Genomic DNA, 19,966 nt, shown 5'->3' on the forward strand with positions numbered 1-19,966 from the left:
AAAAATCAGAGATTGTCTTCATCCTCCGGCGGGTGGATGATGAGGATGCCGCCGCGTTCCGCCTCTCGCTCGAACGCGGCCATGGCGTCCCCGATGCGCAAAATCATGCCGCCGATCTTCTCAATGAGCTGCTTCGCGGCGAGCCGGTTGTACGCATCCCCGCCGTAGGTGTTCAGGAATTTCATGAACTGGTTGAGGTTCGTGCCCTGCTTGGTAAGTTCATAGCACAGGTCGCGCAGCGGTGAGATGTCGATGGTTTGGATCGTCAGTCGGTCAGAATAGACGAGGGCCAGCCGCACCAGATCGGAGACGGACACCCCGGCCTTCGCGGCCCTCTCCTTGAGCACTTCCTTCTCATGCGCGTTCAGACGCAGCTCGAAACGCTTGGTCCTGCTGTCCATTTTCTGTCACGCCCTCCTTTCCGATGGACAAAAGCCAGAAGGGAGCATGACGGTGCCGCCACCGTCGAACCACCCGGAAAAGCGCCGCCGCTTTTCCAAAATGAGGAACCCCGGCTCGGGTTCCGAACCCTTCCGGCAGGCCACTAAGGCCGAACGGAAGCAAGATCGAAGCGAAGTATCAATTGCGGTCATACCGCAATTGTACGTACGCTTCGTACATCTTGCAAGTGAGCAAAGCTGTAGGTTTTGCGAGAGCGCCGAAGGTGCGAATAGAGGGTGCCGCCACCCTCCATTCGTGCCTTTGGCGCGGGGCCTCCCGGAGCGCCAGCGCAGGGAGGCCGTCTGTCCGGGGTGCCGCCGCCCCGGACAGACTCATTTCACAGAGCCATAATAAAGTCATTGAACAAAGACCACATAGGTCAGATTTCTTCAACGGCACCGCACATCATCGTGCAAAGCAGAATACGAAAACGATGGGGCCGGATGCTTCGGCATCCGGCCTCCGATTCCGGCGTCAACCCACAGTGAGGATGCCGCATGAAATCAGAATCACAGCCGTGATGAGTAGAGGGATGAAGTCATGATGGTCGTCCATGAACATGGAGGCGATGAGAAACAGCATGGCGATGATGCCGGTGATGGGGAGAACCCAGTCCATATCCGTCACTCCTCCGATTCCAGAAGGTGGATAAGTTCTTCCATGATTCCCGTCACGTCCTCAAGGGAGGAGGTGCGGATGCTCCGGTGCCCACAGCATTCGCATTCGCGGGAGCCTTCACAGGTGAGCGCGTCGCAGCAGTCCCACACACCGGCGGTGGCCGGGTCGATCTGATCCCACACGTCGTCGGTGATGGGAGTCAGTTCGGGATGCTGCGCCAACATCCGTTCGACGGCCTGCTCGTAACGGGAGCGTTCGCCCTGCACCACTGCCTTCAGATCGAGCAGGCAATCCCGCATCGCGGGAAGCGCGGTGCGCAGTCTTTCCAAAAGCCGCGTGCGTCTCTGGCTTTCGATGCCGGAGGAAAATTCAGCATTGAATGTTTTGCAAAACTGAATCTCGTCAAGCCGCTCCCGCAGTTTTTCCGGATCATTGCCGCACGGGGACGTGCTTGAATGTATGGTTACGCCCATTCCACACACTCCATTCGTATCAGAAGATCGTATTGCAGAACCAGACCAGAAACAGGCACCATGCCGCAAGCACCAACAGGCACCAGACAGCCAGCACCGCGAAACCAGCCCATACCGTGTGGGTTTTTATGCACAGCCTTACGCATGGGCCGATCATCCAGCCGACGGCCATGGGGACACCGAACAGGGTTCCGATGATTGCGACAAGCAGGAACACGGTCATCCCCATGCCGGATCACCTTACATCATCATGGGGAAGCAGTGTGGAACCAACATGCGGGTACGGTCCCTTGACGATGCTGAGCAGCAATTCACCAGCCGTGCGCCTTCGATGGATGCTCCGGTAATGCATGTCCGAATCTTTCCCGAAGGCCCGGCGCAGACGAGACCAGTCCGACGTGGGAACGAGCACCGCCGTGCAGTCATCGGGGATTCGATGTTCGACGCGGAGCCGTTCGGCCAGATCGGGCACAGTGACCAGATAGTTTTCATCACCCTCGAAGGTCAAACCATGTCCGCTCTCGAAATCAGCAATGCAGGATTTTATCTCATAGAACTCGAACGTCCCCAGTTCCAGACTCGACGGTTCCACACGCTGCTCCGGTATGAAAGGCCGGAACGCCACATAGTCCACGCGCCTTTCGGAGGACGTACCCTTGTCGAAGGGGACCTCCCGGCTCCAAACCATGTTCCGTCCTGTGATCCGCTTCTCCACCAATTCGGAAAGACGGCGGGTCACTTCCTTCCGGCTCTCCATCACATCACCGCATTTCGCGCGGCGTCCAGAACAAGTGCCGCCAAATGTTTCAGCTCATGATGGGTCGGAATCGAATCCAACGGCCCACAAGTACAGAAGAAAGTATTGAGTGTATCGGCAGCCGCCTGCACCTCCTCCTTGCACGGTTCGGCGGTGCGGCCCGCGATGTAGATGTCGCGGTCGCCGCTCTTGTCATCCACGATCATGCAGGACGTGCTTAAAATCTCATCGGGATAGAGCTGATTCGCTTCCTGCTGTGCGATGCCCATAATTCATTCTCCATTCTTTTGCGATGCTTGTTCTGTAACTTTCAAGTAGTCGCCGCCGGTTTCCTTAATGCTGACCTTGTTGTCGAGCAGGTTGAGTGTGCCGGAGTGGATTTCTCCGTCCTTCTCCCACACCATCGACAGGCTTCCGTCTTCAGGTTTGCTATCGGGCAGGCTGCTGGACTCGAATCCGTATGCCTCGTTCACATAGTTCGAGAATGGGTTGCTTGTTCCCAAACAGCGGTTTCTCATCGCACAGTTTCAGAATCTTGGACAGCGGAATCTGCACCTCGTTCAATTTGAAGATCAGCACCCCGTATGGTTTCAGCACGCGGAAGCATTCACGGAACATGAGGCGCAAATCCTCCTGCCACATCTCCGGGTCCAAGGCACCGTATTTCTTCGCCATGTAGGCGTTCTCCCCGACGTGACGAAGGTGGGGAGGATCGAGGACGACCATGCGGAACGTGCCATCGGGGAACGGCAGGTCCCGGTAGTCCATCTCCATGTCCGGCTTCACGTCGAACCGGCGTCCGTCGCACAGCTCCCAGCTCTCGTCGCGGATGTCCCCGAACAGGACGCGGGTATCATGCTTGTCGAACCAGAACATGCGCCCGGATGACGCCGGGTCCAGCACCGGCTGGTAAGCGTTCACGCTCATTGCGTTCTCCTTTTCCTGTCGCTCCGGTAGTCGCGGCAGACGGCGATCTGCCATGGGCCAATCACGAACTTGCGGAAACCCGGAGCGGCGGCGAACACCTCCGCCAGCTCACGGGCGTTCCGCTCATGGTTCACGTTCCCGCCCGCATCGATCTCCTCATGGAACACGTACCTGCGCATGAACCGGTCGTGGACCTTCCGGTTCAGCAGGCGCATCAGCGCCGAGATCGCGCGAAGCAGCAGGCGGGTGACGCCGAACAGGATCAGCACGGCGAACGGTGTGGCGACGCCGAGCCAGAACCCGGCGTCCATCATCCCAGTTCCTCGCGCAGGAGTCGCTGGACGAGCGCGGTGACGCTCTCACCGGTCTGCACCCTGTGCAGGTTCGCCTTGTAATGAAGGTCAGCCGGAATGCGGATGTTGATGACCTTCAGATCATCGCTGTCCGCGCGAGGCGTCTGGATGTCCTGCTGCTCCCGCTTCGCCTTGTTCGCGGACGCCATGAATGCGTTAGTCATTGTGCTTCTCCTTTTCAGCCAGAATGTCATCTGCCAACAGTTCAAATGCGGGGACCGCATGGCTGCGCGGCGCGTACTCCGCAACCGACTTGCCCTCCGCAGCGGCCTGCGCCAACGCGACCGCGCGGGGAATCTTCGCCATCACCGGAATGTTCTCGCTGCCAAGATACTCCACAAGGTCACGGTCCAAACGACCAAACGCATAGAAACAGTTCAGGATGATGAAGGTCTTCGCCTGCGTCTTCGACGCGGCGGCGATCTCCAACGTGCGCATGGTCGGCTCCACATCACGGGTGCTGGGCAGCATGGGCACGAGGATCATGTCCGCCGCGCGGCACCAGTCATCCATGCCGTTCTTCAGCACGCCCGCCGTGTCCACGATCTGGAAATCGCAGGATTCCGCATAGTCCGGGTCGTCGCACACCTCATGCACGTTGCCGCCCTGCGGATCGGTGGACACGAACGCCACGGTCATGCCGCGCCGCTCGAACGCGAACGCCAGCTCGTCGGCGATGGTCGTCTTGCCGACCCCGCCTTTCTGATTCAGCAACAGAATCGTATACATAATAATCAGTGTCCTTTCTTGAATTTCATTTGAAGACGATCGCCCAGTTCGGCGGCCCTGCCCATCGCCACACAGAAGATCAGGACGATGGGGATGAGCAGCGCCACGATGATCGCGGCCACGATACCGCCCGCCGCCCAAGCGATGAAGACCAGCAGCGCATACCAGACGACGGTGAACGCGATAAGAAGGATGAAGCTCAGCATAATCCGGTCTGCTCCCACACGTCCTCATCGTAGAAGTCCGAATCGGTGGTAGCAGGGGAGGCCGGTGCCGCCGTCTGCTCCTGCGACATGGCGTTCTCCTCCCGTGGCTTCACGTTCCCGAACTCCAACTGATCCACGACGACGCTCAGAGAGGAGCGCTGCTCATCGTCCTTCATGTAGGAGGAGTAGTGCAGCCTGCCGTCGATCATCACCTTCGTGCCCTTGGTCATGTACTGGGCAAGATGCTCGGCCCGCTGCCCGAACACTGCACAGCGGACGAACACGGGCGCGTCCACATACTGTCCGCTCCCCCGATCCTTGCGCTTCTCGTTGATCGCCACCGTGAAACCGAGGACGGCAAGGTTCCCGTTCACGGTGCGCAGCTCCGCATCCCGCGTCAAATATCCGGCGATGCTCACCCTGTTGATGCTCATGATCTGCTCCTGTTCCTTATATATATGGTCACCGGTCTTCCGGCTCCCGAAAATTCCTGCCCCTATACATGGGGTGCGGACGCCAGTCATAGCCTAGCCGGTCCAGCCGGTATGTCAGCCACTCGACCACACGACTGAACTCCTCGTCGGTCCAAGCGCGTGAGCGTTCTCCGCCCACGTCAATGACGCCTTCGCCTGCGTCAGGCCGGAGGAGTGTATTCGCGTAATAGTCGGCCACCACCTCACCGGCAGGATAACGGTCCCGGTTCACGTCCATGTCGTAAAACTCCACGATGGGGAGAAGGCCGCCGTGAATCCGGCAATCATCAAGACCATATATATTGGAGTGACCTTTTCCAAACCGTCCTCCCACATCGACGAGCCGGGCACGGAAGGCGCTGAGAATCAGATCGCCGTCTTTTGTCATACCAACCCCGTGCTTCTCACAGATGACGGATTCGATTTGCAATGACTTGTCCTGTTCGCGGTTCCACGCGATCCGAAAGCCCATCGCCTCCGCAGCATCGGAGAAGCCGGACGCATACGGGTAGGCGTCCCCGCCCTTGAAGAAGGCAAGGCCCTCGCCGTACATATCAATGATGCCGAACAGGCCATCGTGCTCATGACCGACACCCATCGGGAACTCCTTTCGCCTTGCCGTACACCCACCAGTGTAGCAAGCTATTTTGATAGAATAGTGGCTTCTTCGTGTTCTGCACACCACATTCACATCTTGCTATCAAGACAGCAACACAGGAATGTGTGTCTCCATTCTCAGCACGCCCACGAGGGGCGATCCTGCCAAGGCTGGGGCTATAGGACCTCTTGACATAACTTGAAAAGGGCGAACACGCCCATGCCGCTTAATTCCAAGAGAAGAACCGTCGCCACCACCTTGAAGCCGGTCAAGCGGACGAAGTTGTTCTGTTCCTCCTCCGTCATCTCTTTCCACTTCTTCATGCCGTCTCTGACGCCTTTCCACATCAACCAGAGGATAGTAAAATACGTCAGTACGGCGAACATCATGGCGCAACCGATTAAGAAAAGGTTAATCAGTGCGATAGTCATTCGTTTTCCTCCGTCCGTTCGTCGGTGTCGGTCTTGGCGATGTTGCGGGCGATCAGTTCTGCGATGTCTCCGCCGTAGGGTGCCCACTCTGTGTAGACCCTGCCGTTCTCGATGAAGGTCTGGGTCCAGCGGTTGTAGGCGCGGGAGTTGGCGACGCGCACGATCTCGCCCTCGGCGTCGATGTAGGAGCAGCGGCGGACGTTGCCGCTGTAGTAGAAGTTCACGTCGAGGCCGATGATGTCCTTCAGTGCGTCGAGGCCGAGGTAGTAGCGGGTGACGCCGTTGCGGGGATTCCTCCACACACGGGCCTTGTGTTCGTCCACAAGCCTTTGGGTGGCATCCTCGGAGACTATGGTGGTCGATTCGTGATAGCGGTCCATCTTGGTTCCTTTCTTTATGGAATACTATCATTGTAGCAAGGTAGCAGGACTGGGCCGGGCGCGTGTCGAGGATACGGAAAGACCCCGGCGAACCGCCGGGGTCAAAGAATCACCAGCAACAGCTCAGCGCACATGGAACCGCGCCTTGAAGTCCCACAGGTCACGCCCATGATGCTTATGGGATTCCAACCGGTCCACCTTCACGCGCAGCCCTTCGGAATGGTACCGTTCCCGCAGCGCCTTCCGCGCGGCGGTCGGTGCGGAAGCGCAGCTGTCCACCGGGTACAGGAACATCAGCCCCTCGCAGTGGGCCTCCCAGCATCGTTCCGCGCCTACGTACGCCACGGTGATCCACGTCACGCTGCCCTCGCCATCCATCACCGCCATCATGTCCTCCTTCCATAGGGATGGCCCCGGCCTGAAGACCGGGGCATTCGGTTCTCAATTCCCGCCACACAGATGGATCATTCCGCCATGCGTTACCATTGTGGGTCCTGCGCCGGGTCCGACACGGCATAAAGCGCTCTGTGCAAAGCGCCGTGGGTCCCGAACCTGCGGGCTTGCCGGACGGCCTCAGCGGCCACCACCACCATCCCTCCGATGACGAAGGGCGAGACGGCAACGGCGCTTTCCACCAACGCCGAGACCACCATGGTTCCTATTCCACTCATTTTTGCTCCTTCCTCAATGGGTGCCCGACCCCGCAGGGCCGGGCGGTCGGCACTTAGCGCTTCTCCTCACGTTTCCTGTTCTTGCATTCCTCACAATCACACGGTTCGGACGCGCTGACCGCCTCCCACAGTTCCCGTTTCGACCACTCATGCTCCGTGTGGACGCACCGAGCCGGACTGTGACCTAGGTCGGGCGTGCCAAGCGCTCCGCTGCACCAACCGGGCTTGTAGTCCACCCAATACCCGTCCTCTCCTTCCGACCAAATCTGCTCGATGCGGTCGGCGTATTTGCTCATGCTCTTCGGCAATTCCAATTCCTTTCCTCGACGGGTGCCTCGGACTACACCCTCAATTCGCACCTCCGGCGCTCTGGCGTTCTCGCCTACATTCCCGAACCTATCGGACTGGCCGTCGTAGATGTACCAGTAAGCTTCCTCCGGAGTAAGCTGGCGGCGTTTCCCGGTCTCGGCGTCGGTGCCATAGAGCCGTGCATCCGTGTCGTAGGCGTACTGGTGGTCGTGCGTGCAGGCATACTCGACCTTTCCGCAAAGATCGCACCAATGGTCGATGCCGTCCGAGGCCATGACCGCGACCTTGCCGCCGCAGTAATCGGTCTCGGTGACGCTGACGTTGCCGAGGGTGAGGGCATCGATGGCCTGTTCCTTAATCATTTCTGCTCCTTGTCAGGGTTGTTGGGCGGTGCCCTATCCTTGTTGAATACTATCATTGTAGCATGATAGTAAGACAGATGTGGTGGCGTGTCGCGGATACGGAAAGGCCCCCGGCGAACGCCGAGGGCCTTCATCACAGAAAGCAGATTACTGTTGCGAAAAAATACCGCCACCCGTTCTGAGTGGCGGTACGTTTACTTGTTCAGGAAATCGGCGGGAAGGATGGCTGGCACCACCGAACCGGCAAAGTCCTTGATGTTGCGGGTAAGGATGTAGCTGGCCCCGTTCCGCTCGGCCACAGCATCCACCACCGCATCTTCAAAATCCGGCATGGCCCGCATGAGGGCCGTGTGTATGTCCATACCCTGCACATCGGCGAAACTCACAAGCTGGGCGAGCTGTTCGATCTGCTCCTTAGCCTGCTGTGCAGAGCCGAGAGCCTTGCGCAGCATATAGAAAATGTCGGTGGCGGCGGATGCGGAGATCAGGCACTCGGCATCGCCTTCAATGGCCTTTCGCAGCGCCCGGTAGGAATCTGCGAAGAATGGCTCCCGCTTTTGCAGGATGTCCAAGATTACGTTTGTGTCGATCAGGATTCTCATTGTCTGGCAAGCCGCTCCTCTCGTATGGTTTTCTCATCCATGGCGAAGTCCGCAGGGACAATCCCCACGAGGCTGTCCAGAACCGCCAGCTTATTGACGGTAGGGCTGGTGAGCCGGGCAATGTTCTTGCCATTCTTGGTAATGAATATATCCTGCTTCATAGCCATTTCCAGATATTTGCCGAGGTTGGTCTTGAACTCGGTTGCGGTTACGATCACAATATGCGCCTCCTTCATGATGTACAGTATGTTCTTTATTATCTTCATTATACACAAATCGAACGAAATTGTCAATACAAATCGGGCGATATACTCCGTTCGATATTTAGGCGGATAGAAAGAACTTTTCAGCAGCGTCCGTAGCGTCCGATGCTGATTTGAACGGCGGAGTCCCCGGCGATGCAGGGGAACTCGCCGCCGGGCCAGTCGATCCCGGCCTGACGGAACCAGTCGGCGATGACGGTGGGATCGGCGCAGGCGAACTCGAACAGAAAGCCGTCCGCGTTGGTGAGCGTACTGACTGCGGTGTGATACGCGCTCTCCTTCATGTGCCGGAGCATGTCGCACAGGCCGATGATGCTGTTTCTCTGCTCCTGCTCCACGATGATGCTCTTGGTGAAGGTGATGGACGTGGCCCAGCAGCCGGGGGCGATGTGCTCCACGATCCCGGTGATTGCCACCCTGACCAGATAATCCGACATTGCCGTTCTCCTTCGCTGTTCGGAGGCCCGGCCCTGCGGGCCGGGCGGTTGATGATTCAGGCTGCCAGCGCCTTCAGGACCTTGTGGCAGTACCAGATGCCATTGCCGTCGTGGGGGTCCTCCTCCACGTAGAGGACGTGCTTCTTTTCGAGGGAGGTGAGCAGAGCGCCGAGCTGCCTGCGATCCTTCCACTCGATGTGTTCGACGCGCTCGAAGTTGCAGCCGAAGACCGGCTCACCGGGGTCCTGCTCGAACAATGCCACATCGTTGTTGTACAGCTCGAAGCCGTCCTCGCCCGCCGAGAGATCGAGGATGGTCCGTGCCAGCTTTTTCTCAAGGCCGGTGAGGGTGATGCTGACCGGCTTGCCGTCGAAGTAGAGGGTTTCCATTGCCACGTCCTTTCCTTGTTGGATACTATCATTGTAGCATAATAGTGAGACGGCGGAAGTGGCGTGTCGCAGATACGGAAAGGCCCCCGGACGAACCGGGGGCCTTCATCACATCAACCATATGCAGGAGCACTGCAATTCCATGATACCACGCTGCGGGCCAATCCGCATGGCCCATGGGATCAGGCCAGCAGCATCCAGAGAGACAGGAGCATCGCCGCCACCGCATCCACGATGGCCCCGATCGTGAAATAGAGAAACGCGAGATACACCGTGGCCTTCAGGATAATCCAGCTCCGCCTCCGCCAGCCAGCGTGCCTCCACTCGTCCGCGCCGGACATGATGAATTTGCCGTTCCAGACGAACCTGAACCGTTTTATCAGACTCCACTGCTTCCAGCCGCTACCGTCGGCAGCCTTGGCGTTGTCCTCGGGGATGTCTCCCTCCGGGGCGGTATCCCCGATCACGTTCTTGTCCGTCATCTTGGTTACTTTCCTTATCGATCTATGGAATGCTATCATGATAGCAAGATGTAATGACATTTTGCTTTATTCGTATCCCAGAATCAGATACGCCACGAGGGATACGCTGAGGGCCAGATACATCGCCACCGGCGGTATCGAGGAGATCATGGTCAGAATCCTGTATTGGCTGGCGAAGATTCCCCGCGCGGCATCGAACAGGCTCCGGTCTATCCGCCCCCGGAGAGATTGAAGCGCATCCCTGATCCTGCATTCGAGTTTCCGCAGCCAAACCACCGTGCACGCTCCTTTCCCGTCTACTATCATCCTATCATAATAGGAAGATAAGAATGTGGGTAGATAGTTAAGTGTGTCCTCCGGTATGTCCGCCTGCCTGACCACCCCTGTCGTTCACACCACGGGAGGATCGGCCCCAGTTTAGGCCCGAGGGAAAGCAGACCGGAGCGCGAAGCGCGCAGGGCTTTCCCATCGGGTTTGATCCACACCTCGGCCACGACGTAAACCGGCTGTTCCGGTCGATACTATCAAACCATTTTACCTTTTTTGTGGATTGCTTTATTGCTGTTTTTCCGTATCGTTGGCATCCCGGAACTCCATGGTGAGGCCGCGCCGTTCCTTGGCACGCTGGGCCACGGCCCGCGCCCATGCGGCGGACTGCTCGGAGCCGGTGCAGTCCCGATCACGCCGGGGCACCTCCACGACCTCGCTACCGTTCTCCACGAGTCTCTGCACCTCGGCGTCGAACTTCCTTTTGAGGTCCAGCATGTCCTTGGCGATCTGCGGTGGCGGGGTGCGGCTGCCCTCCCAGCGCTTCACGCTCTGCACCGTCACGCCCCACCGTTCCGCCAGCCATTTCAGGGTCAGGCCCATGCTTTCCCGCAGGGCCTTGTTCTCAGCAGGCGTCATCCATACTCCTTTCCTTGATTGCAAAGCACCCCCGGCATCCGAAGCTGCCGGAGGTGTTGGCGTAATCCGAAGCGTTCATCGATCCAGCGGTCGTTCGTTGGCTGCCGCGTCATGGCCGTCGAGGGCCTGTGAGGCGTCGCGCATGGTCTTGGCCTCAGCGTTGAGGCTCACGGATTTCTCCGATACGGCGGGAGAAGGCTCCGGTTCGATGGTGTGGGAACCCCATGGGGCTACGACCTCGATGCGCCGGTCTTCAAGCCCGTTGCGGGCGATGATGCGCCGTTCGGCGTCATCGTAGGGTGCGGACGCCTCGGCATCCGGGCCGTCCACGCTTTCCGAGTCGATCTCGTCCCATTCCCATGATTCGGGATCGAAGCGTTCAAGCCGGACCATGGTGTGGAACCCCTCACCGGTGGGAGCTGCCTCGGGCAGGCCCGTGTAGGGGTTCTCCTCCTCGGACAGTCCGTTCGTCACCTCGTCATAGGAAAGGCGGTATGCGTACTCTCCGGTGACAAACGCGGACACCTCTACATCAACCGGATGCTGGTGAACGCTGCGGGCGGCGACCTCACGGGCTGCATGATCCGGATTCACGAACTCGCCAGTGACGAACGCGGCCATCTCCTCGGGTGTGAAGTCGTAATGCACATGCTCCGGATTCTTGAAATCATCGGATACGTCCACGGTGAACCGGTACCTGTCGTAGGTGACGGTGTTGCCGTCGTCCTCATGCACGGTGAAACCGCCGGTTTCGTCAAGCGTGACCTGATCGTGGCTTATGATGTGCCGAACACCGTTTTGGTCGATGCCTTCGAGCGGTGCGTAGTCGTACCACAGTTCCTGAAGTTCCGGGCGGTTGCTGGCGTCATGATTTTGGGTGATGTGGTTCCAGTCCTGCTCCATGAACGCCTCCACCGCGCCGACCACCTCGTGCGGGTCGGGAGCGCCCATCACGTTGCAGTACACGACGCCGCTGCGGCTTGCTTCCAGTCCGATGGGGTTCAGCCGCCGGTTCAGGGCGTCCAGCATCTCGCCGACCATGCCATCATGGTCGAAGTAGCCGTCACGACCGGTCACCGGATCGTACTGGTCGAGCATGTTGAGGAACAGATCATCCGCACGGCTGCCGGGCGTCTGACCGTCCGTCAGCAAAGTATCCAGTTGCCCGTATTCTATTACCAGTCCTGCGGGGTTGAATGCACTCATTTCCGTCTCCTTTCGTGTGGCAACGGTGACTCCGCCGTTTCCATTTTACCGGCACCGGTATCCAAAGGACACCGCCGTTTGGCGGTGCCTGTGCATGGCTTGTGACAAAATGGGTACCGATAACCGTTACACGAAAGGACATGCCCATGAAGCCAACGAAGATGAAGTCCAGCGGCGAATTGGAAGAGTACATCGCCGAACTGAAGGAACAGCTCAAACAGGCCAAGCTCGACAAGAGGGAGGCTTTGGCGCGGGAGCAGAAGCAGGCCCGCGAATGGCGCACCGACCTCGCACATACGCTGGGCGAAACCGTGCTCACGGTGACCGGCTGCGACTGGACCCGGCTCGACCTCGAAGCGCTGCGGGAATGGCTGCTGGATCACGCCGGGGAGATGCAGACCCTGCTCGTCGGCCCGGACCGCACCCCCGAGGAGGCGCATGACGCGCTGATCGCCTTCCGTCGCGGACAGGCCGCGGAGGCGAAGCAGGAGACGCAGCAGGCGGAGGTTGACGCCCCGCAGGAGGATGCGCCCGCCGCCGGGCCGACGGAGGCGGAGGTTTCCGCCACGAATGATGGCGGTTCGGACATCCCCACCACGGATTCCGTGACGGCTGACGGCAATGACAATGAGACTCAGGACACGCCGTGGTCCCCGAAGGGGGAGTCATGGCAGCCCCAGCAGGGGTGGAACTGAGCTTGAATACGAGGGGGACGAAGCCCACCGGCGCGAAGGCATCGGTGGGCTTCGATCCTTTTTGAGTTGGTAACCCAATCCAAAAGAAAGGACGCCTCCATCATACAACGGCTTACCCGGCGCTTCACTTGCCTTTGGCAGGAGGCAGGGGACCCGGCGTGTCGTTTTCGGGGCCTTGCCATCCACCCCATATAGTATGATAGCAAAATAGCAATGCAGGATTCTGTTGCGATGGCAGGAAAGGAGCGGACCATGAAGGACAAGGAGTACTGCGTCCGGTTCCCGTTGGACTTCTTCGACGACGCCCGCGTGAAGGTCATCGAGGCCATGCCCTCGGGGGACACGATCATTTGCCTGTGGATACGCTTCCTCTTTCTCCGCGTCCGGGCGATGGACATGAATGCGGATGGGGACTACCTCCTCCGCTGCGAGGACGGCAGGACGCTCACCGAGGAGGAGCTGTGCCGGATCACCCACAACCCGCCGCAGGCCACACATTACGCACTGTCGGTGCTGGACAGGTTCGGCGTGGTCCCTTCGGAGACGGAGGGGGCGGCACGATGAAGCTCACATGGGTGAAATTCCATCTCGATTTCTTCGATGACCCCCGTGTGAAGGTCATCGAGACCATGCCGGAGTCCAACACCATGATCGCCATTTGGTTCAAGCTGGTCGCCCTTGTGGGCGGGCAGAACACCGGCGGCAGGTTCGTGCTGCGCACGGGACGCAAGGAGTCCGAGATGCCGTTGAACGAGGAGATCATCGCGGGCATCGTGAACGAATCCCTCACCACCGTGCGCCTCGCCCTGCACACCTACGAACGGCTCGGCATGATCGAGGCGGTGGATGGCGTCTACGTCATATCGGACTGGGATCGGATCGTGGACGAAGAGCGTCTGCGCAGGCTTGAGGCCCGCAGGGAGGCCAAGCGGCTGGAAGCCGCCCAGCCGAAGAAAAGCCGGGAGCAGGTGGTCCACGAATACTTCGCCGCCCATCCGGACGCCTCGCAGGTGCAGATCGCACAGGAGACGGGCGTGCCCCGCAGCTCGGTCCAGCGCTACCTCAAGACCTACCGTGGGCTGCCCGCCCAAGGGGATGCCCAAGCAGGGGTGGGCACCCCTGCCCAAAAAGGTGCCCACTTGGGCGCCCAAATGGGCTGCCCACCCCTGCCCATGGGCACCCAACCGGGCACCCCTGTGGGCACCCCGGAAACCCTTGAAAACACTGGCCTCCGGGAGGGTGCCCAAAATTCCGGTAAAGATGAAGAATTAGATATAGATATAGATAATACATCTACAGCTGGGGACGAAAAAAACGGGCACCCATCGAAACGGGCGGGACGGCCCACATTGGAGGAGGTGACGGCCTTCATCCACGCGGAGCACCTGCCCATCGACCCGCAGCGGTTCTTCGACTGGTTCGAGCGGCACGGATGGGCCACGAAGACAGGCAAGCCGCTGGACGACTGGCGGCGCATGGCCCGAACATGGGCAAAGCACGAAATGTCCGCGCCGCCCGCATCTTCCCCGGCGGATGCCGGAGGCAAGGTGCCCACGGTGGAGCAGATCATGAAGGCCAACAAGGTGGACCGCAGCGTGGCGCAGGACATGCTCGACGCGGGCCTCTACTGACGACGGAAAGGAGCGGATTCACATGGAGGAGAAACAGCGTGTGGTGCCGAGGGAGGACTACCGGGACGAAACCGGCCTGCTGGTCTGTGGACGCTGCGGCCAGCCCAAGGAGCGGAGACTGCCCGCAATGGACCTGTTCGGCGGGAAGGAGCGCATCGTGCGCGTCCTGTGCGAATGCGATATGCGTGAGCAGCGGGAACGGGAGGAGCAGGAACGGCTCAGGAAGGCGGCGGAACGCGCCAAGCGGCTCCGGGACGCCTGCTTCCACGGCAGCCCCTTCCTCCGGGACTGCACCTTCGCCACGGACGACGGGCGCACCCCACGGCAGTCGGAGCTGTGCAAACGCTACGCGGAGACCTTCGACCCGTCCGACCCCGGCGGTCTGCTCCTGTGGGGCGGCGTGGGCACCGGCAAGACCTTCATGGCCTCCTGCATCGCCAACGCCGTCATCGACCTCGGCTTCTCCGCATACCAGACCGACATCGCGGGCATCGCCACGCTGATGGAATCCTCCTTCGCGGACCGCCGCGCCAACCTCGACCGCATCCTGAATCGAGACCTGCTGCTCATCGAGGACCTTGGCGCGGAGCGCTGCACCGAATACATGCTGGGCTATGTATACAACGTCATCGACGGGCGCTACCGGTCCGGCAAGCCCATGGTCATCACCACCAACATTCCCCTCAAGGACATCTACCAGCCATCCGCCTCAAGCCCATGGCAGCGCATCTTCGACCGGATCACCGAACGCTGCTATCCCATCGAGTTCACCGGAGCCTCCCGCCGTCGCTCCAAGGCCGCGCTCATGCGCCGCTCCATGGAGGAACGGCTGGGCATCCGGGAAAAAGACTGAATCCGGCGCTAAACCGCCGTTTACCGCCTCGTTTCTTGGCAGGCAGCACCCTTCCTTTCGTGTCTTACGATGAAAGATAGAAAGGAGGCAAACTGCCATGATAGCAAACTATGAAAAAAGCAAGGAGGAACAGGAGGCCACGGTGCGGATGTTCTGCACCTACTGCTGGAAGTCCCTGCTCAACGCGAGGAAGGACATCGCCCGAAGGCAGGAGCGCCGGGCCAAGCGCGTCCGCCTGTTCTGCGACATGCGTGAGAGCGAGCTGAACCGGCTCACATGCCCCGCCTGCGGGCACTGCTTCGAGTCGCTGTTCGACGTAGGCGGCGTGGGCGTGACGGTGGCCGATCCGGACATGGCCGACGCCATCCGGGCCTTGGACGCGGACGGACAGGCCATCGTCCTGCTCCATTACTTCGCCGAATGGCCTGACGGCAGGATCGGCACCCATCTCGGCATCCCCCGGTCCACGGTCCAGTTCCGCCGGAACGCCGCGCTGCGGCTCCTGCGCGGCCTGCTGGAAGGGAGGTGCGGGCAATGACCTACGAAACCGTGGTCGCCGCCACCCACGGGGACCCCGTTGCCGCCGAGGAGGTGCTGGAACACTTCGACTCCGCCATCGACGGGCTGTGCACCCACGCATTCGTCGATGAGGGCGGGCACACCGAATACGGCGTGGACACGCAGATGAAGACCGAGATGCAGGGCAGGCTCCTCGCCGCCATGCTCCACTTCACCCCATAAACCCAGAAAAACAGTATGATAGCAATAGCGGGGGTAACTACATGGCCCGTTCTGATGTTGTTCCCATTTGGGAAAAGGCAAATTTAAGCATGGAGGAGGCCGCCGCCTATTTTGGAATTGGCATCAACAAACTGCGAGAAATGACCAATGAGGACAACTGCCCCTTTGTCCTTTGGAATGGCAGCAAGCGCATGATTAAGCGAAAAGCCTTTGAAAAATTTTTAGAGGCGGCCTACTCAATATAGTGGAAAGCGCAGGTTCGGTGTGGTATAATTAACCATACCCTATCTGCGCTTTTTTTGGAAGGAGAGATAGGTCTTGAGTGAAAAGCGCAGAGACAATAAGGGCCGTGTTCTGAAAGACGGCGAAAGCCAGCGGAAAAACGGCACCTATGATTACAGATATACAGACATTCATAAAAAGCGGCGTTGCATCTATGCAAAGACATTGGCCGAGTTGCGCCGGAAAGAGAGCGACATTCAGCGGGACTTGGCTGACGGTGTGGACTATGCAGCGGGAGAGATCACAGTTGCGGAATTAGTGGACCGTTACATCAAATTGAAACGGGGACTTAAACAAAATTCCATGCGGGCTTATAGCTCCGCCGTCAACCGCGTCCATGCCGCCCCATTTGGACAGCTCAAGATCAGGACAGTGAAGTTGTCTGACGCAAAAGGCTGGTTCGTGGACCTGCATGACAGTGGGATCAAGCAGAACACCATCAGTGTGTTGCAGAGCGTTGTCCGGCCAGCCTTTGAAATGGCTGTGGATGATGACATAATCCGCAAAAACCCGTTCAAATTTAAGTTGTCCGAAGTTGTTCCGAATGATGCTTTTGTTCGTGACGCTCTGACAAAAGAGCAGCAGAAAAAGTATTTGCAGTTCATCCGGGAGTACGGCAACGACAATTACTACGACGATATTGTGATTCTGCTGGGAACTGGCCTACGGGTCAGTGAATTGTATGGCCTCACTCGTCCAGATATTGATTTTGATAGGCGCTGTATCTATGTCAGGCACCAACTTTGCCGAACCGCCGAAAAACCGTACTTCATCACAGAACCCAAGACAAAGAGTGGCATTCGCTGTATTCCCATGACGGACAGTGTGTATATGGCTTTTCGCCGGGTACTGCGTGACAGGGGGTCCCCCAAGATGGAAATGCTGGTTGATGGATACACCGGGTTTGTGTTTCTGGACAAAGAAGGAAAGCCCAAAGTGGGTATGCACTTGCAGAACTACATGAGAGGAATGCAGAGAAAGTATGTCGAACTGTTTGGCAACACGCTCCCCAAAGTAACGCCCCATGTTCTACGGCACACCTTTTGCACCAACGCGCAGCAAGCCGGTTTGGATGTGAAAAGCCTGCAATACCTCATGGGACACTCCAACGCAAGCGTCACCTTGGATGTCTACACCCACAGCAACTATGAGTCTGTCGAAAGGGCGTTTGAACAGGTTGCGGCCAACCTCTGATATGGGAGTAAAACTTACGCCACAACTTACGCCAAAAGGCCGTGAATTTGCGTAGAATTGTGTGAACATTCGGAGAATGTACTAACAATTTTTGGACAGCGGAAAAGCGGCGTAAACCCTTGAAAACTCTACGAAAATTCACTTTTCTGTTCGTTTTCTGAAATGCTGAAAATTACGAGGTCCTGAAGGGCGGCATGTATTAATCCAAATTGCAATAAGAAGTTTTGGACCCTGGGTTTCACTTTTGCGGAACCCAGGGCTTCTTTATTATTTTAGATGTAAATTTATGACCGCGGCGCCGTTTATCCAAACGGTGGGAAGTCCGGCTAGAAAGAGCATGTTTCCACGCTCTTGGACCTGTGATAAGATAGGGACAATGAAACACAAATCAAATTTTAGAGGGGGACAAATGTGAATTGGATTGACGAAGTGCATACTGTTGTTTCCAATCTTCTTGCTTTCTGGTGGCAAAAATGGGGTGGAACAAACGAAAAGGCAGCGTCTTGAGGTGATGGAAGATCACTTGGTTCTATACGCCTTGTACCAACCATCCATTTGGTGATCGTCACGACCTTGTCCAAATTTTCCCATAGACTTGTTACAGATTTGTAAGCATTGCTCGAAAATGGACCTTTTTCACGATTGAAGAAGCCTGAATCGCCCTTAGAACGTCCCGGCTAGGAGAAAGGAGTAGCTTTTCAAAAGAGGCCGAAATCCGCCTTCCCTGTCTTTTTCCGCGGTTTGAGGAAACCGGCCGGGTATGGTAAGATAGGCACATCACCGGAAAGGAGGTGCGACAATGGGAGGAAGTTCCATTTTTTGGCTTGTGGTCATCGTCATCGCCGTTGTAGTTGAGGCGTGTACCGTGCAGTTGGTTTCCGTTTGGATGGCAATTGGCGGTGTAGGAGCGCTGATCGCTGGCCTGTGCGGAGCGCCGTTTTGGGTACAGACGGCTGTATTTGCCGGCGTCACGGCTTTGGCGCTCTTGATCAGCCGCCCCATGGTCAAAAAGGTGATGCACTTTCAAAAGGTGGACACAAATGCAGGACGCTACATAGGGAAAACTGGCATTGTCACAGCGCGGATCGATAACACGGAAGGGATTGGCCAGGTGACCGTGCTCGGCAGCGTCTGGACAGCGCGTTCCGCCGACGGCTCCGTGTTGCCGGAAGGAGAGAATGTCGTCATCAAAGCGATCGAAGGGGTAAAACTGATTGTAGAACCGGAGAATCACTATCTGAAGACCGAATAACGACGAACTTAACGAGAGAAGAACAAAGGAGAATGGTTTATGCCATATGTAATTGCGATACTTGTTTTACTGCTGATTGTGATCATCATTGCCAATATCAAAATCGTTCCGCAGGCCCATGCGTATGTCATGGAGCGTCTGGGCGCGTACCATGTGACCTGGGAGACCGGCCTGCATGTCAAGATTCCGTTCCTGGATAAGATTGCCAAAAAGGTTTCTTTAAAGGAGCAGGTGATCGATTTCCCGCCCCAGCCGGTAATCACCAAGGATAACGTGACCATGCAGATTGATACGGTTGTGTATTTCCAGATCACGGACCCGAAGCTCTATGCATACGGTGTGGAAAGCCCGATTTCCGCAATCGAAAACCTGAGCGCGACCACCCTGCGCAACATCATCGGCGATCTGGAGCTGGACCACACGCTGACCTCCCGCGATGTCATCAATACGCAGATTCGCCAGATATTGGACGAGGCGACCGATCCCTGGGGGATCAAAGTCAACCGCGTGGAATTGAAGAATATCCTGCCGCCGGCGGAAATCCAGGATTCCATGGAAAAGCAGATGAAGGCCGAGCGTGAGCGCCGCGCCAAGATCTTGGAAGCAGAAGGCCAAAAGCGCAGCGCAGTCCTGATTGCAGAGGGTGAAAAGGAGTCTGCCATCCTGCACGCGGAAGCGTTGAAGGAGGCTAAGATCCGCGAGGCGCAGGGCGAGGCGGAGGCCATCCTCTCGGTGCAGAAAGCCCTGGCTGACAGCATTAAGATGTTGAATGAGGCAAATCCGGGCGAGGGCGTTATCGCGATCAAGAGCTTGGAGGCGTTCGAGAAAGCGGCGGACGGCAAGGCGACCAAGATTATCATCCCATCCAATTTGCAATCGCTCGCGGGCTTGGCGACCTCCCTCAAGGAGTTTGTGTCGGATGATACAAACCTTGCAAAATAACCCATCGTTGCGTCAGAATATACAAAATGGAGGAGAAAAAGCTGGAAACATCATCTGAACTGGACGAAAACACGAATTCCCTGGAAATAGCTTGCTTTTGTACGGAAAATATCCTAAAATAGATGTAGAATTTTGCGTGCCGGCCGTGGCGTCCGGAAAAGCCGGAGGCAGAAAAGGAGACGGAGGTATAGCAATGAAGAGGATTTCCGTTCGCAAAGGGGCGTTCGTGATTCGCCGGATGGGTGTATCCATGTCCATTTTTGCATAAAAAGATAGGCTGCGTCGTTTTGCCGTCGCAGCCTTGTTTTTATGTCTTCCTGCGGATGGAAATCTTCAGACTTTTAAGAAACAGGAGCGTGTAAA

37 protein-coding genes are annotated in these 19,966 nt (G+C 57.8%); 10 read left to right on the forward strand and 27 right to left on the reverse strand.

Going from position 1 to position 19,966, the window contains the following annotated elements; translation table 11 throughout:
* Nucleotides 1-5: 5 nt before the first annotated feature.
* From I2E77_RS06505 to I2E77_RS06630, 27 genes are all read right to left on the reverse strand, one after another.
* Nucleotides 6-401, reverse strand: coding sequence for a plasmid mobilization protein (locus I2E77_RS06505; RefSeq protein WP_195450874.1), 396 nt, complete (start codon nucleotides 399-401; stop codon nucleotides 6-8).
* Between the two features lie 514 nt (nucleotides 402-915).
* Nucleotides 916-1,059: a hypothetical protein gene (locus I2E77_RS06510; protein ID WP_195450875.1), complete on the reverse strand. Its 144-nt coding sequence runs from the start codon at nucleotides 1,057-1,059 to the stop codon at nucleotides 916-918.
* A 5-nt stretch (nucleotides 1,060-1,064) separates the two neighbouring features.
* Complete coding sequence (locus I2E77_RS06515) at nucleotides 1,065-1,532, reverse strand: hypothetical protein (protein ID WP_195450876.1); 468 nt, start codon at nucleotides 1,530-1,532, stop codon at nucleotides 1,065-1,067.
* 19 nt (nucleotides 1,533-1,551) lie between these two features.
* On the reverse strand, nucleotides 1,552-1,761 hold the full coding sequence (locus I2E77_RS06520; protein WP_087258953.1) for a hypothetical protein: 210 nt from the start codon (nucleotides 1,759-1,761) through the stop codon (nucleotides 1,552-1,554).
* Nucleotides 1,762-1,767: 6 nt separating this feature from the next.
* Nucleotides 1,768-2,289, reverse strand: coding sequence for a hypothetical protein (locus I2E77_RS06525; RefSeq protein ID WP_195450877.1), 522 nt, complete (start codon nucleotides 2,287-2,289; stop codon nucleotides 1,768-1,770).
* Nucleotides 2,289-2,558 carry a hypothetical protein gene (locus tag I2E77_RS06530; protein ID WP_195450878.1) on the reverse strand — a complete coding sequence of 90 codons (270 nt, stop codon included), beginning with the start codon at nucleotides 2,556-2,558 and terminating at the stop codon, nucleotides 2,289-2,291. Before I2E77_RS06530 ends, I2E77_RS06525 begins: the two co-directional genes overlap by 1 nt.
* Nucleotides 2,559-2,561: 3 nt before the next feature.
* On the reverse strand, nucleotides 2,562-2,693 hold the full coding sequence (locus I2E77_RS14085; RefSeq protein WP_279323483.1) for a hypothetical protein: 132 nt from the start codon (nucleotides 2,691-2,693) through the stop codon (nucleotides 2,562-2,564).
* 25 nt (nucleotides 2,694-2,718) lie between these two features.
* Nucleotides 2,719-3,216 (reverse strand): class I SAM-dependent methyltransferase, encoded by a 498-nt coding sequence (locus I2E77_RS06535; RefSeq protein WP_207738208.1) that lies wholly within the window; start codon nucleotides 3,214-3,216, stop codon nucleotides 2,719-2,721.
* Nucleotides 3,213-3,530 (reverse strand): hypothetical protein, encoded by a 318-nt coding sequence (locus I2E77_RS06540; protein ID WP_143483006.1) that lies wholly within the window; start codon nucleotides 3,528-3,530, stop codon nucleotides 3,213-3,215. The genes I2E77_RS06535 and I2E77_RS06540 overlap by 4 nt, the downstream gene beginning before the upstream one ends.
* The gene (locus tag I2E77_RS06545) at nucleotides 3,527-3,733 is read right to left on the reverse strand and encodes a hypothetical protein (protein ID WP_087258974.1); all 207 of its coding nucleotides are present in this window, start codon (nucleotides 3,731-3,733) and stop codon (nucleotides 3,527-3,529) included. Before I2E77_RS06545 ends, I2E77_RS06540 begins: the two co-directional genes overlap by 4 nt.
* Nucleotides 3,726-4,298, reverse strand: a complete 573-nt coding sequence (locus tag I2E77_RS06550; RefSeq protein WP_195450879.1) for a nucleotide-binding protein — start codon at nucleotides 4,296-4,298, stop codon at nucleotides 3,726-3,728. Before I2E77_RS06550 ends, I2E77_RS06545 begins: the two co-directional genes overlap by 8 nt.
* 5 nt (nucleotides 4,299-4,303) lie before the next feature.
* On the reverse strand, nucleotides 4,304-4,504 hold the full coding sequence (locus tag I2E77_RS06555) for a hypothetical protein (RefSeq protein ID WP_195450880.1): 201 nt from the start codon (nucleotides 4,502-4,504) through the stop codon (nucleotides 4,304-4,306).
* Nucleotides 4,498-4,938 carry a single-stranded DNA-binding protein gene (locus I2E77_RS06560; RefSeq protein ID WP_195450881.1) on the reverse strand — a complete coding sequence of 147 codons (441 nt, stop codon included), beginning with the start codon at nucleotides 4,936-4,938 and terminating at the stop codon, nucleotides 4,498-4,500. Before I2E77_RS06560 ends, I2E77_RS06555 begins: the two co-directional genes overlap by 7 nt.
* Nucleotides 4,939-4,966: 28 nt before the next feature.
* Nucleotides 4,967-5,659 carry a hypothetical protein gene (locus tag I2E77_RS06565; RefSeq protein ID WP_195450882.1) on the reverse strand — a complete coding sequence of 231 codons (693 nt, stop codon included), beginning with the start codon at nucleotides 5,657-5,659 and terminating at the stop codon, nucleotides 4,967-4,969.
* Between the two features lie 92 nt (nucleotides 5,660-5,751).
* Entirely contained in the window at nucleotides 5,752-6,006 is a 255-nt protein-coding gene (locus tag I2E77_RS06570; RefSeq protein ID WP_195450883.1) for a hypothetical protein, read from the reverse strand.
* The gene (locus tag I2E77_RS06575) at nucleotides 6,003-6,386 is read right to left on the reverse strand and encodes a hypothetical protein (RefSeq protein ID WP_195450884.1); all 384 of its coding nucleotides are present in this window, start codon (nucleotides 6,384-6,386) and stop codon (nucleotides 6,003-6,005) included. Before I2E77_RS06575 ends, I2E77_RS06570 begins: the two co-directional genes overlap by 4 nt.
* Before the next feature lie 123 nt (nucleotides 6,387-6,509).
* A complete protein-coding gene (locus I2E77_RS06580) occupies nucleotides 6,510-6,773 on the reverse strand; it encodes a hypothetical protein (protein ID WP_195450885.1) in 264 nt (87 codons plus the stop codon).
* A gap of 92 nt (nucleotides 6,774-6,865) precedes the next feature.
* Complete coding sequence (locus I2E77_RS06585) at nucleotides 6,866-7,057, reverse strand: hypothetical protein (protein WP_087258709.1); 192 nt, start codon at nucleotides 7,055-7,057, stop codon at nucleotides 6,866-6,868.
* Nucleotides 7,058-7,110: 53 nt separating this feature from the next.
* Complete coding sequence (locus I2E77_RS06590) at nucleotides 7,111-7,728, reverse strand: hypothetical protein (protein ID WP_195450886.1); 618 nt, start codon at nucleotides 7,726-7,728, stop codon at nucleotides 7,111-7,113.
* A 194-nt stretch (nucleotides 7,729-7,922) separates the two neighbouring features.
* Nucleotides 7,923-8,330: a PIN domain-containing protein gene (locus I2E77_RS06595; RefSeq protein WP_195450887.1), complete on the reverse strand. Its 408-nt coding sequence runs from the start codon at nucleotides 8,328-8,330 to the stop codon at nucleotides 7,923-7,925.
* Nucleotides 8,327-8,548 carry a type II toxin-antitoxin system Phd/YefM family antitoxin gene (locus I2E77_RS06600; protein WP_195450888.1) on the reverse strand — a complete coding sequence of 74 codons (222 nt, stop codon included), beginning with the start codon at nucleotides 8,546-8,548 and terminating at the stop codon, nucleotides 8,327-8,329. Before I2E77_RS06600 ends, I2E77_RS06595 begins: the two co-directional genes overlap by 4 nt.
* Before the next feature lie 128 nt (nucleotides 8,549-8,676).
* Complete coding sequence (locus I2E77_RS06605; RefSeq protein WP_087258713.1) at nucleotides 8,677-9,030, reverse strand: hypothetical protein; 354 nt, start codon at nucleotides 9,028-9,030, stop codon at nucleotides 8,677-8,679.
* Nucleotides 9,031-9,086: 56 nt separating this feature from the next.
* Nucleotides 9,087-9,419 carry a hypothetical protein gene (locus tag I2E77_RS06610; RefSeq protein WP_195450889.1) on the reverse strand — a complete coding sequence of 111 codons (333 nt, stop codon included), beginning with the start codon at nucleotides 9,417-9,419 and terminating at the stop codon, nucleotides 9,087-9,089.
* 182 nt (nucleotides 9,420-9,601) lie between these two features.
* Nucleotides 9,602-9,901: a hypothetical protein gene (locus tag I2E77_RS06615; protein ID WP_195450890.1), complete on the reverse strand. Its 300-nt coding sequence runs from the start codon at nucleotides 9,899-9,901 to the stop codon at nucleotides 9,602-9,604.
* 66 nt (nucleotides 9,902-9,967) lie between these two features.
* Nucleotides 9,968-10,177 carry a hypothetical protein gene (locus I2E77_RS06620; RefSeq protein ID WP_195450891.1) on the reverse strand — a complete coding sequence of 70 codons (210 nt, stop codon included), beginning with the start codon at nucleotides 10,175-10,177 and terminating at the stop codon, nucleotides 9,968-9,970.
* A 279-nt stretch (nucleotides 10,178-10,456) separates the two neighbouring features.
* A complete protein-coding gene (locus I2E77_RS06625) occupies nucleotides 10,457-10,807 on the reverse strand; it encodes a helix-turn-helix domain-containing protein (RefSeq protein ID WP_195450892.1) in 351 nt (116 codons plus the stop codon).
* Between the two features lie 75 nt (nucleotides 10,808-10,882).
* Nucleotides 10,883-12,013, reverse strand: coding sequence for a hypothetical protein (locus tag I2E77_RS06630; RefSeq protein ID WP_195450893.1), 1,131 nt, complete (start codon nucleotides 12,011-12,013; stop codon nucleotides 10,883-10,885).
* Nucleotides 12,014-12,159: 146 nt separating this feature from the next.
* On the opposite strand from I2E77_RS06630, the gene I2E77_RS06635 reads away from it, so the two are divergent.
* The 10 genes from I2E77_RS06635 to I2E77_RS06680 all read left to right on the forward strand — a co-directional run bounded on the left by I2E77_RS06635 (nucleotide 12,160) and on the right by I2E77_RS06680 (nucleotide 19,603).
* Nucleotides 12,160-12,708, forward strand: a complete 549-nt coding sequence (locus I2E77_RS06635) for a hypothetical protein (RefSeq protein ID WP_195450894.1) — start codon at nucleotides 12,160-12,162, stop codon at nucleotides 12,706-12,708.
* 213 nt (nucleotides 12,709-12,921) lie between these two features.
* Nucleotides 12,922-13,272 carry a phage replisome organizer N-terminal domain-containing protein gene (locus I2E77_RS06640; RefSeq protein WP_195450895.1) on the forward strand — a complete coding sequence of 117 codons (351 nt, stop codon included), beginning with the start codon at nucleotides 12,922-12,924 and terminating at the stop codon, nucleotides 13,270-13,272.
* Complete coding sequence (locus I2E77_RS06645; RefSeq protein WP_195450896.1) at nucleotides 13,269-14,339, forward strand: phage replisome organizer N-terminal domain-containing protein; 1,071 nt, start codon at nucleotides 13,269-13,271, stop codon at nucleotides 14,337-14,339. Before I2E77_RS06640 ends, I2E77_RS06645 begins: the two co-directional genes overlap by 4 nt.
* A 43-nt stretch (nucleotides 14,340-14,382) precedes the next feature.
* Nucleotides 14,383-15,192: an ATP-binding protein gene (locus I2E77_RS06650; RefSeq protein WP_195450897.1), complete on the forward strand. Its 810-nt coding sequence runs from the start codon at nucleotides 14,383-14,385 to the stop codon at nucleotides 15,190-15,192.
* Nucleotides 15,193-15,289: 97 nt separating this feature from the next.
* Nucleotides 15,290-15,730: a hypothetical protein gene (locus tag I2E77_RS06655; RefSeq protein WP_195450898.1), complete on the forward strand. Its 441-nt coding sequence runs from the start codon at nucleotides 15,290-15,292 to the stop codon at nucleotides 15,728-15,730.
* Nucleotides 15,727-15,933 carry a helix-turn-helix domain-containing protein gene (locus I2E77_RS06660; protein ID WP_087255129.1) on the forward strand — a complete coding sequence of 69 codons (207 nt, stop codon included), beginning with the start codon at nucleotides 15,727-15,729 and terminating at the stop codon, nucleotides 15,931-15,933. The genes I2E77_RS06655 and I2E77_RS06660 overlap by 4 nt, the downstream gene beginning before the upstream one ends.
* Nucleotides 15,934-15,974: 41 nt before the next feature.
* Nucleotides 15,975-16,178: an excisionase gene (locus tag I2E77_RS06665; RefSeq protein ID WP_087255132.1), complete on the forward strand. Its 204-nt coding sequence runs from the start codon at nucleotides 15,975-15,977 to the stop codon at nucleotides 16,176-16,178.
* Nucleotides 16,179-16,251: 73 nt separating this feature from the next.
* Nucleotides 16,252-17,409: a tyrosine-type recombinase/integrase gene (locus tag I2E77_RS06670; RefSeq protein ID WP_195450899.1), complete on the forward strand. Its 1,158-nt coding sequence runs from the start codon at nucleotides 16,252-16,254 to the stop codon at nucleotides 17,407-17,409.
* A 799-nt stretch (nucleotides 17,410-18,208) separates the two neighbouring features.
* Nucleotides 18,209-18,661, forward strand: coding sequence for an NfeD family protein (locus I2E77_RS06675; protein ID WP_087229489.1), 453 nt, complete (start codon nucleotides 18,209-18,211; stop codon nucleotides 18,659-18,661).
* A 39-nt stretch (nucleotides 18,662-18,700) separates the two neighbouring features.
* Entirely contained in the window at nucleotides 18,701-19,603 is a 903-nt protein-coding gene (locus I2E77_RS06680) for an SPFH domain-containing protein (protein ID WP_087229486.1), read from the forward strand.
* Nucleotides 19,604-19,966 lie beyond the last annotated feature (363 nt).

This window comes from Anaeromassilibacillus sp. 1001302B_160321_C8, from assembly GCF_015554745.1.
Classification (GTDB): Bacteria; Bacillota; Clostridia; order Oscillospirales; family Acutalibacteraceae; genus Anaeromassilibacillus; species Anaeromassilibacillus stercoravium.

Bases quoted from the DNA above. Each gene is read 5' to 3' on its own strand.
- I2E77_RS06505 (WP_195450874.1), bottom strand. From the start codon at position 401: ATGGACAGCAGGACCAAGCGTTTCGAGCTGCGTCTGAACGCGCATGAG.
- I2E77_RS06510 (WP_195450875.1), bottom strand. From the start codon at position 1,059: ATGGACTGGGTTCTCCCCATCACCGGCATCATCGCCATGCTGTTTCTC.
- I2E77_RS06515 (WP_195450876.1), bottom strand. From the start codon at position 1,532: ATGGGCGTAACCATACATTCAAGCACGTCCCCGTGCGGCAATGATCCG.
- I2E77_RS06520 (WP_087258953.1), bottom strand. From the start codon at position 1,761: ATGGGGATGACCGTGTTCCTGCTTGTCGCAATCATCGGAACCCTGTTC.
- I2E77_RS06525 (WP_195450877.1), bottom strand. From the start codon at position 2,289: ATGGAGAGCCGGAAGGAAGTGACCCGCCGTCTTTCCGAATTGGTGGAG.
- I2E77_RS06530 (WP_195450878.1), bottom strand. From the start codon at position 2,558: ATGGGCATCGCACAGCAGGAAGCGAATCAGCTCTATCCCGATGAGATT.
- I2E77_RS14085 (WP_279323483.1), bottom strand. From the start codon at position 2,693: ATGGTGTGGGAGAAGGACGGAGAAATCCACTCCGGCACACTCAACCTG.
- I2E77_RS06535 (WP_207738208.1), bottom strand. From the start codon at position 3,216: ATGAGCGTGAACGCTTACCAGCCGGTGCTGGACCCGGCGTCATCCGGG.
- I2E77_RS06540 (WP_143483006.1), bottom strand. From the start codon at position 3,530: ATGATGGACGCCGGGTTCTGGCTCGGCGTCGCCACACCGTTCGCCGTG.
- I2E77_RS06545 (WP_087258974.1), bottom strand. From the start codon at position 3,733: ATGACTAACGCATTCATGGCGTCCGCGAACAAGGCGAAGCGGGAGCAG.
- I2E77_RS06550 (WP_195450879.1), bottom strand. From the start codon at position 4,298: ATGTATACGATTCTGTTGCTGAATCAGAAAGGCGGGGTCGGCAAGACG.
- I2E77_RS06555 (WP_195450880.1), bottom strand. From the start codon at position 4,504: ATGCTGAGCTTCATCCTTCTTATCGCGTTCACCGTCGTCTGGTATGCG.
- I2E77_RS06560 (WP_195450881.1), bottom strand. From the start codon at position 4,938: ATGAGCATCAACAGGGTGAGCATCGCCGGATATTTGACGCGGGATGCG.
- I2E77_RS06570 (WP_195450883.1), bottom strand. From the start codon at position 6,006: ATGACTATCGCACTGATTAACCTTTTCTTAATCGGTTGCGCCATGATG.
- I2E77_RS06575 (WP_195450884.1), bottom strand. From the start codon at position 6,386: ATGGACCGCTATCACGAATCGACCACCATAGTCTCCGAGGATGCCACC.
- I2E77_RS06580 (WP_195450885.1), bottom strand. From the start codon at position 6,773: ATGGCGGTGATGGATGGCGAGGGCAGCGTGACGTGGATCACCGTGGCG.
- I2E77_RS06585 (WP_087258709.1), bottom strand. From the start codon at position 7,057: ATGAGTGGAATAGGAACCATGGTGGTCTCGGCGTTGGTGGAAAGCGCC.
- I2E77_RS06590 (WP_195450886.1), bottom strand. From the start codon at position 7,728: ATGATTAAGGAACAGGCCATCGATGCCCTCACCCTCGGCAACGTCAGC.
- I2E77_RS06595 (WP_195450887.1), bottom strand. From the start codon at position 8,330: ATGAGAATCCTGATCGACACAAACGTAATCTTGGACATCCTGCAAAAG.
- I2E77_RS06605 (WP_087258713.1), bottom strand. From the start codon at position 9,030: ATGTCGGATTATCTGGTCAGGGTGGCAATCACCGGGATCGTGGAGCAC.
- I2E77_RS06610 (WP_195450889.1), bottom strand. From the start codon at position 9,419: ATGGAAACCCTCTACTTCGACGGCAAGCCGGTCAGCATCACCCTCACC.
- I2E77_RS06615 (WP_195450890.1), bottom strand. From the start codon at position 9,901: ATGACGGACAAGAACGTGATCGGGGATACCGCCCCGGAGGGAGACATC.
- I2E77_RS06625 (WP_195450892.1), bottom strand. From the start codon at position 10,807: ATGACGCCTGCTGAGAACAAGGCCCTGCGGGAAAGCATGGGCCTGACC.
- I2E77_RS06630 (WP_195450893.1), bottom strand. From the start codon at position 12,013: ATGAGTGCATTCAACCCCGCAGGACTGGTAATAGAATACGGGCAACTG.
- I2E77_RS06635 (WP_195450894.1), top strand. From the start codon at position 12,160: ATGAAGCCAACGAAGATGAAGTCCAGCGGCGAATTGGAAGAGTACATC.
- I2E77_RS06640 (WP_195450895.1), top strand. From the start codon at position 12,922: ATGCAGGATTCTGTTGCGATGGCAGGAAAGGAGCGGACCATGAAGGAC.
- I2E77_RS06645 (WP_195450896.1), top strand. From the start codon at position 13,269: ATGAAGCTCACATGGGTGAAATTCCATCTCGATTTCTTCGATGACCCC.
- I2E77_RS06655 (WP_195450898.1), top strand. From the start codon at position 15,290: ATGATAGCAAACTATGAAAAAAGCAAGGAGGAACAGGAGGCCACGGTG.
- I2E77_RS06660 (WP_087255129.1), top strand. From the start codon at position 15,727: ATGACCTACGAAACCGTGGTCGCCGCCACCCACGGGGACCCCGTTGCC.
- I2E77_RS06665 (WP_087255132.1), top strand. From the start codon at position 15,975: ATGGCCCGTTCTGATGTTGTTCCCATTTGGGAAAAGGCAAATTTAAGC.
- I2E77_RS06675 (WP_087229489.1), top strand. From the start codon at position 18,209: ATGGGAGGAAGTTCCATTTTTTGGCTTGTGGTCATCGTCATCGCCGTT.
- I2E77_RS06680 (WP_087229486.1), top strand. From the start codon at position 18,701: ATGCCATATGTAATTGCGATACTTGTTTTACTGCTGATTGTGATCATC.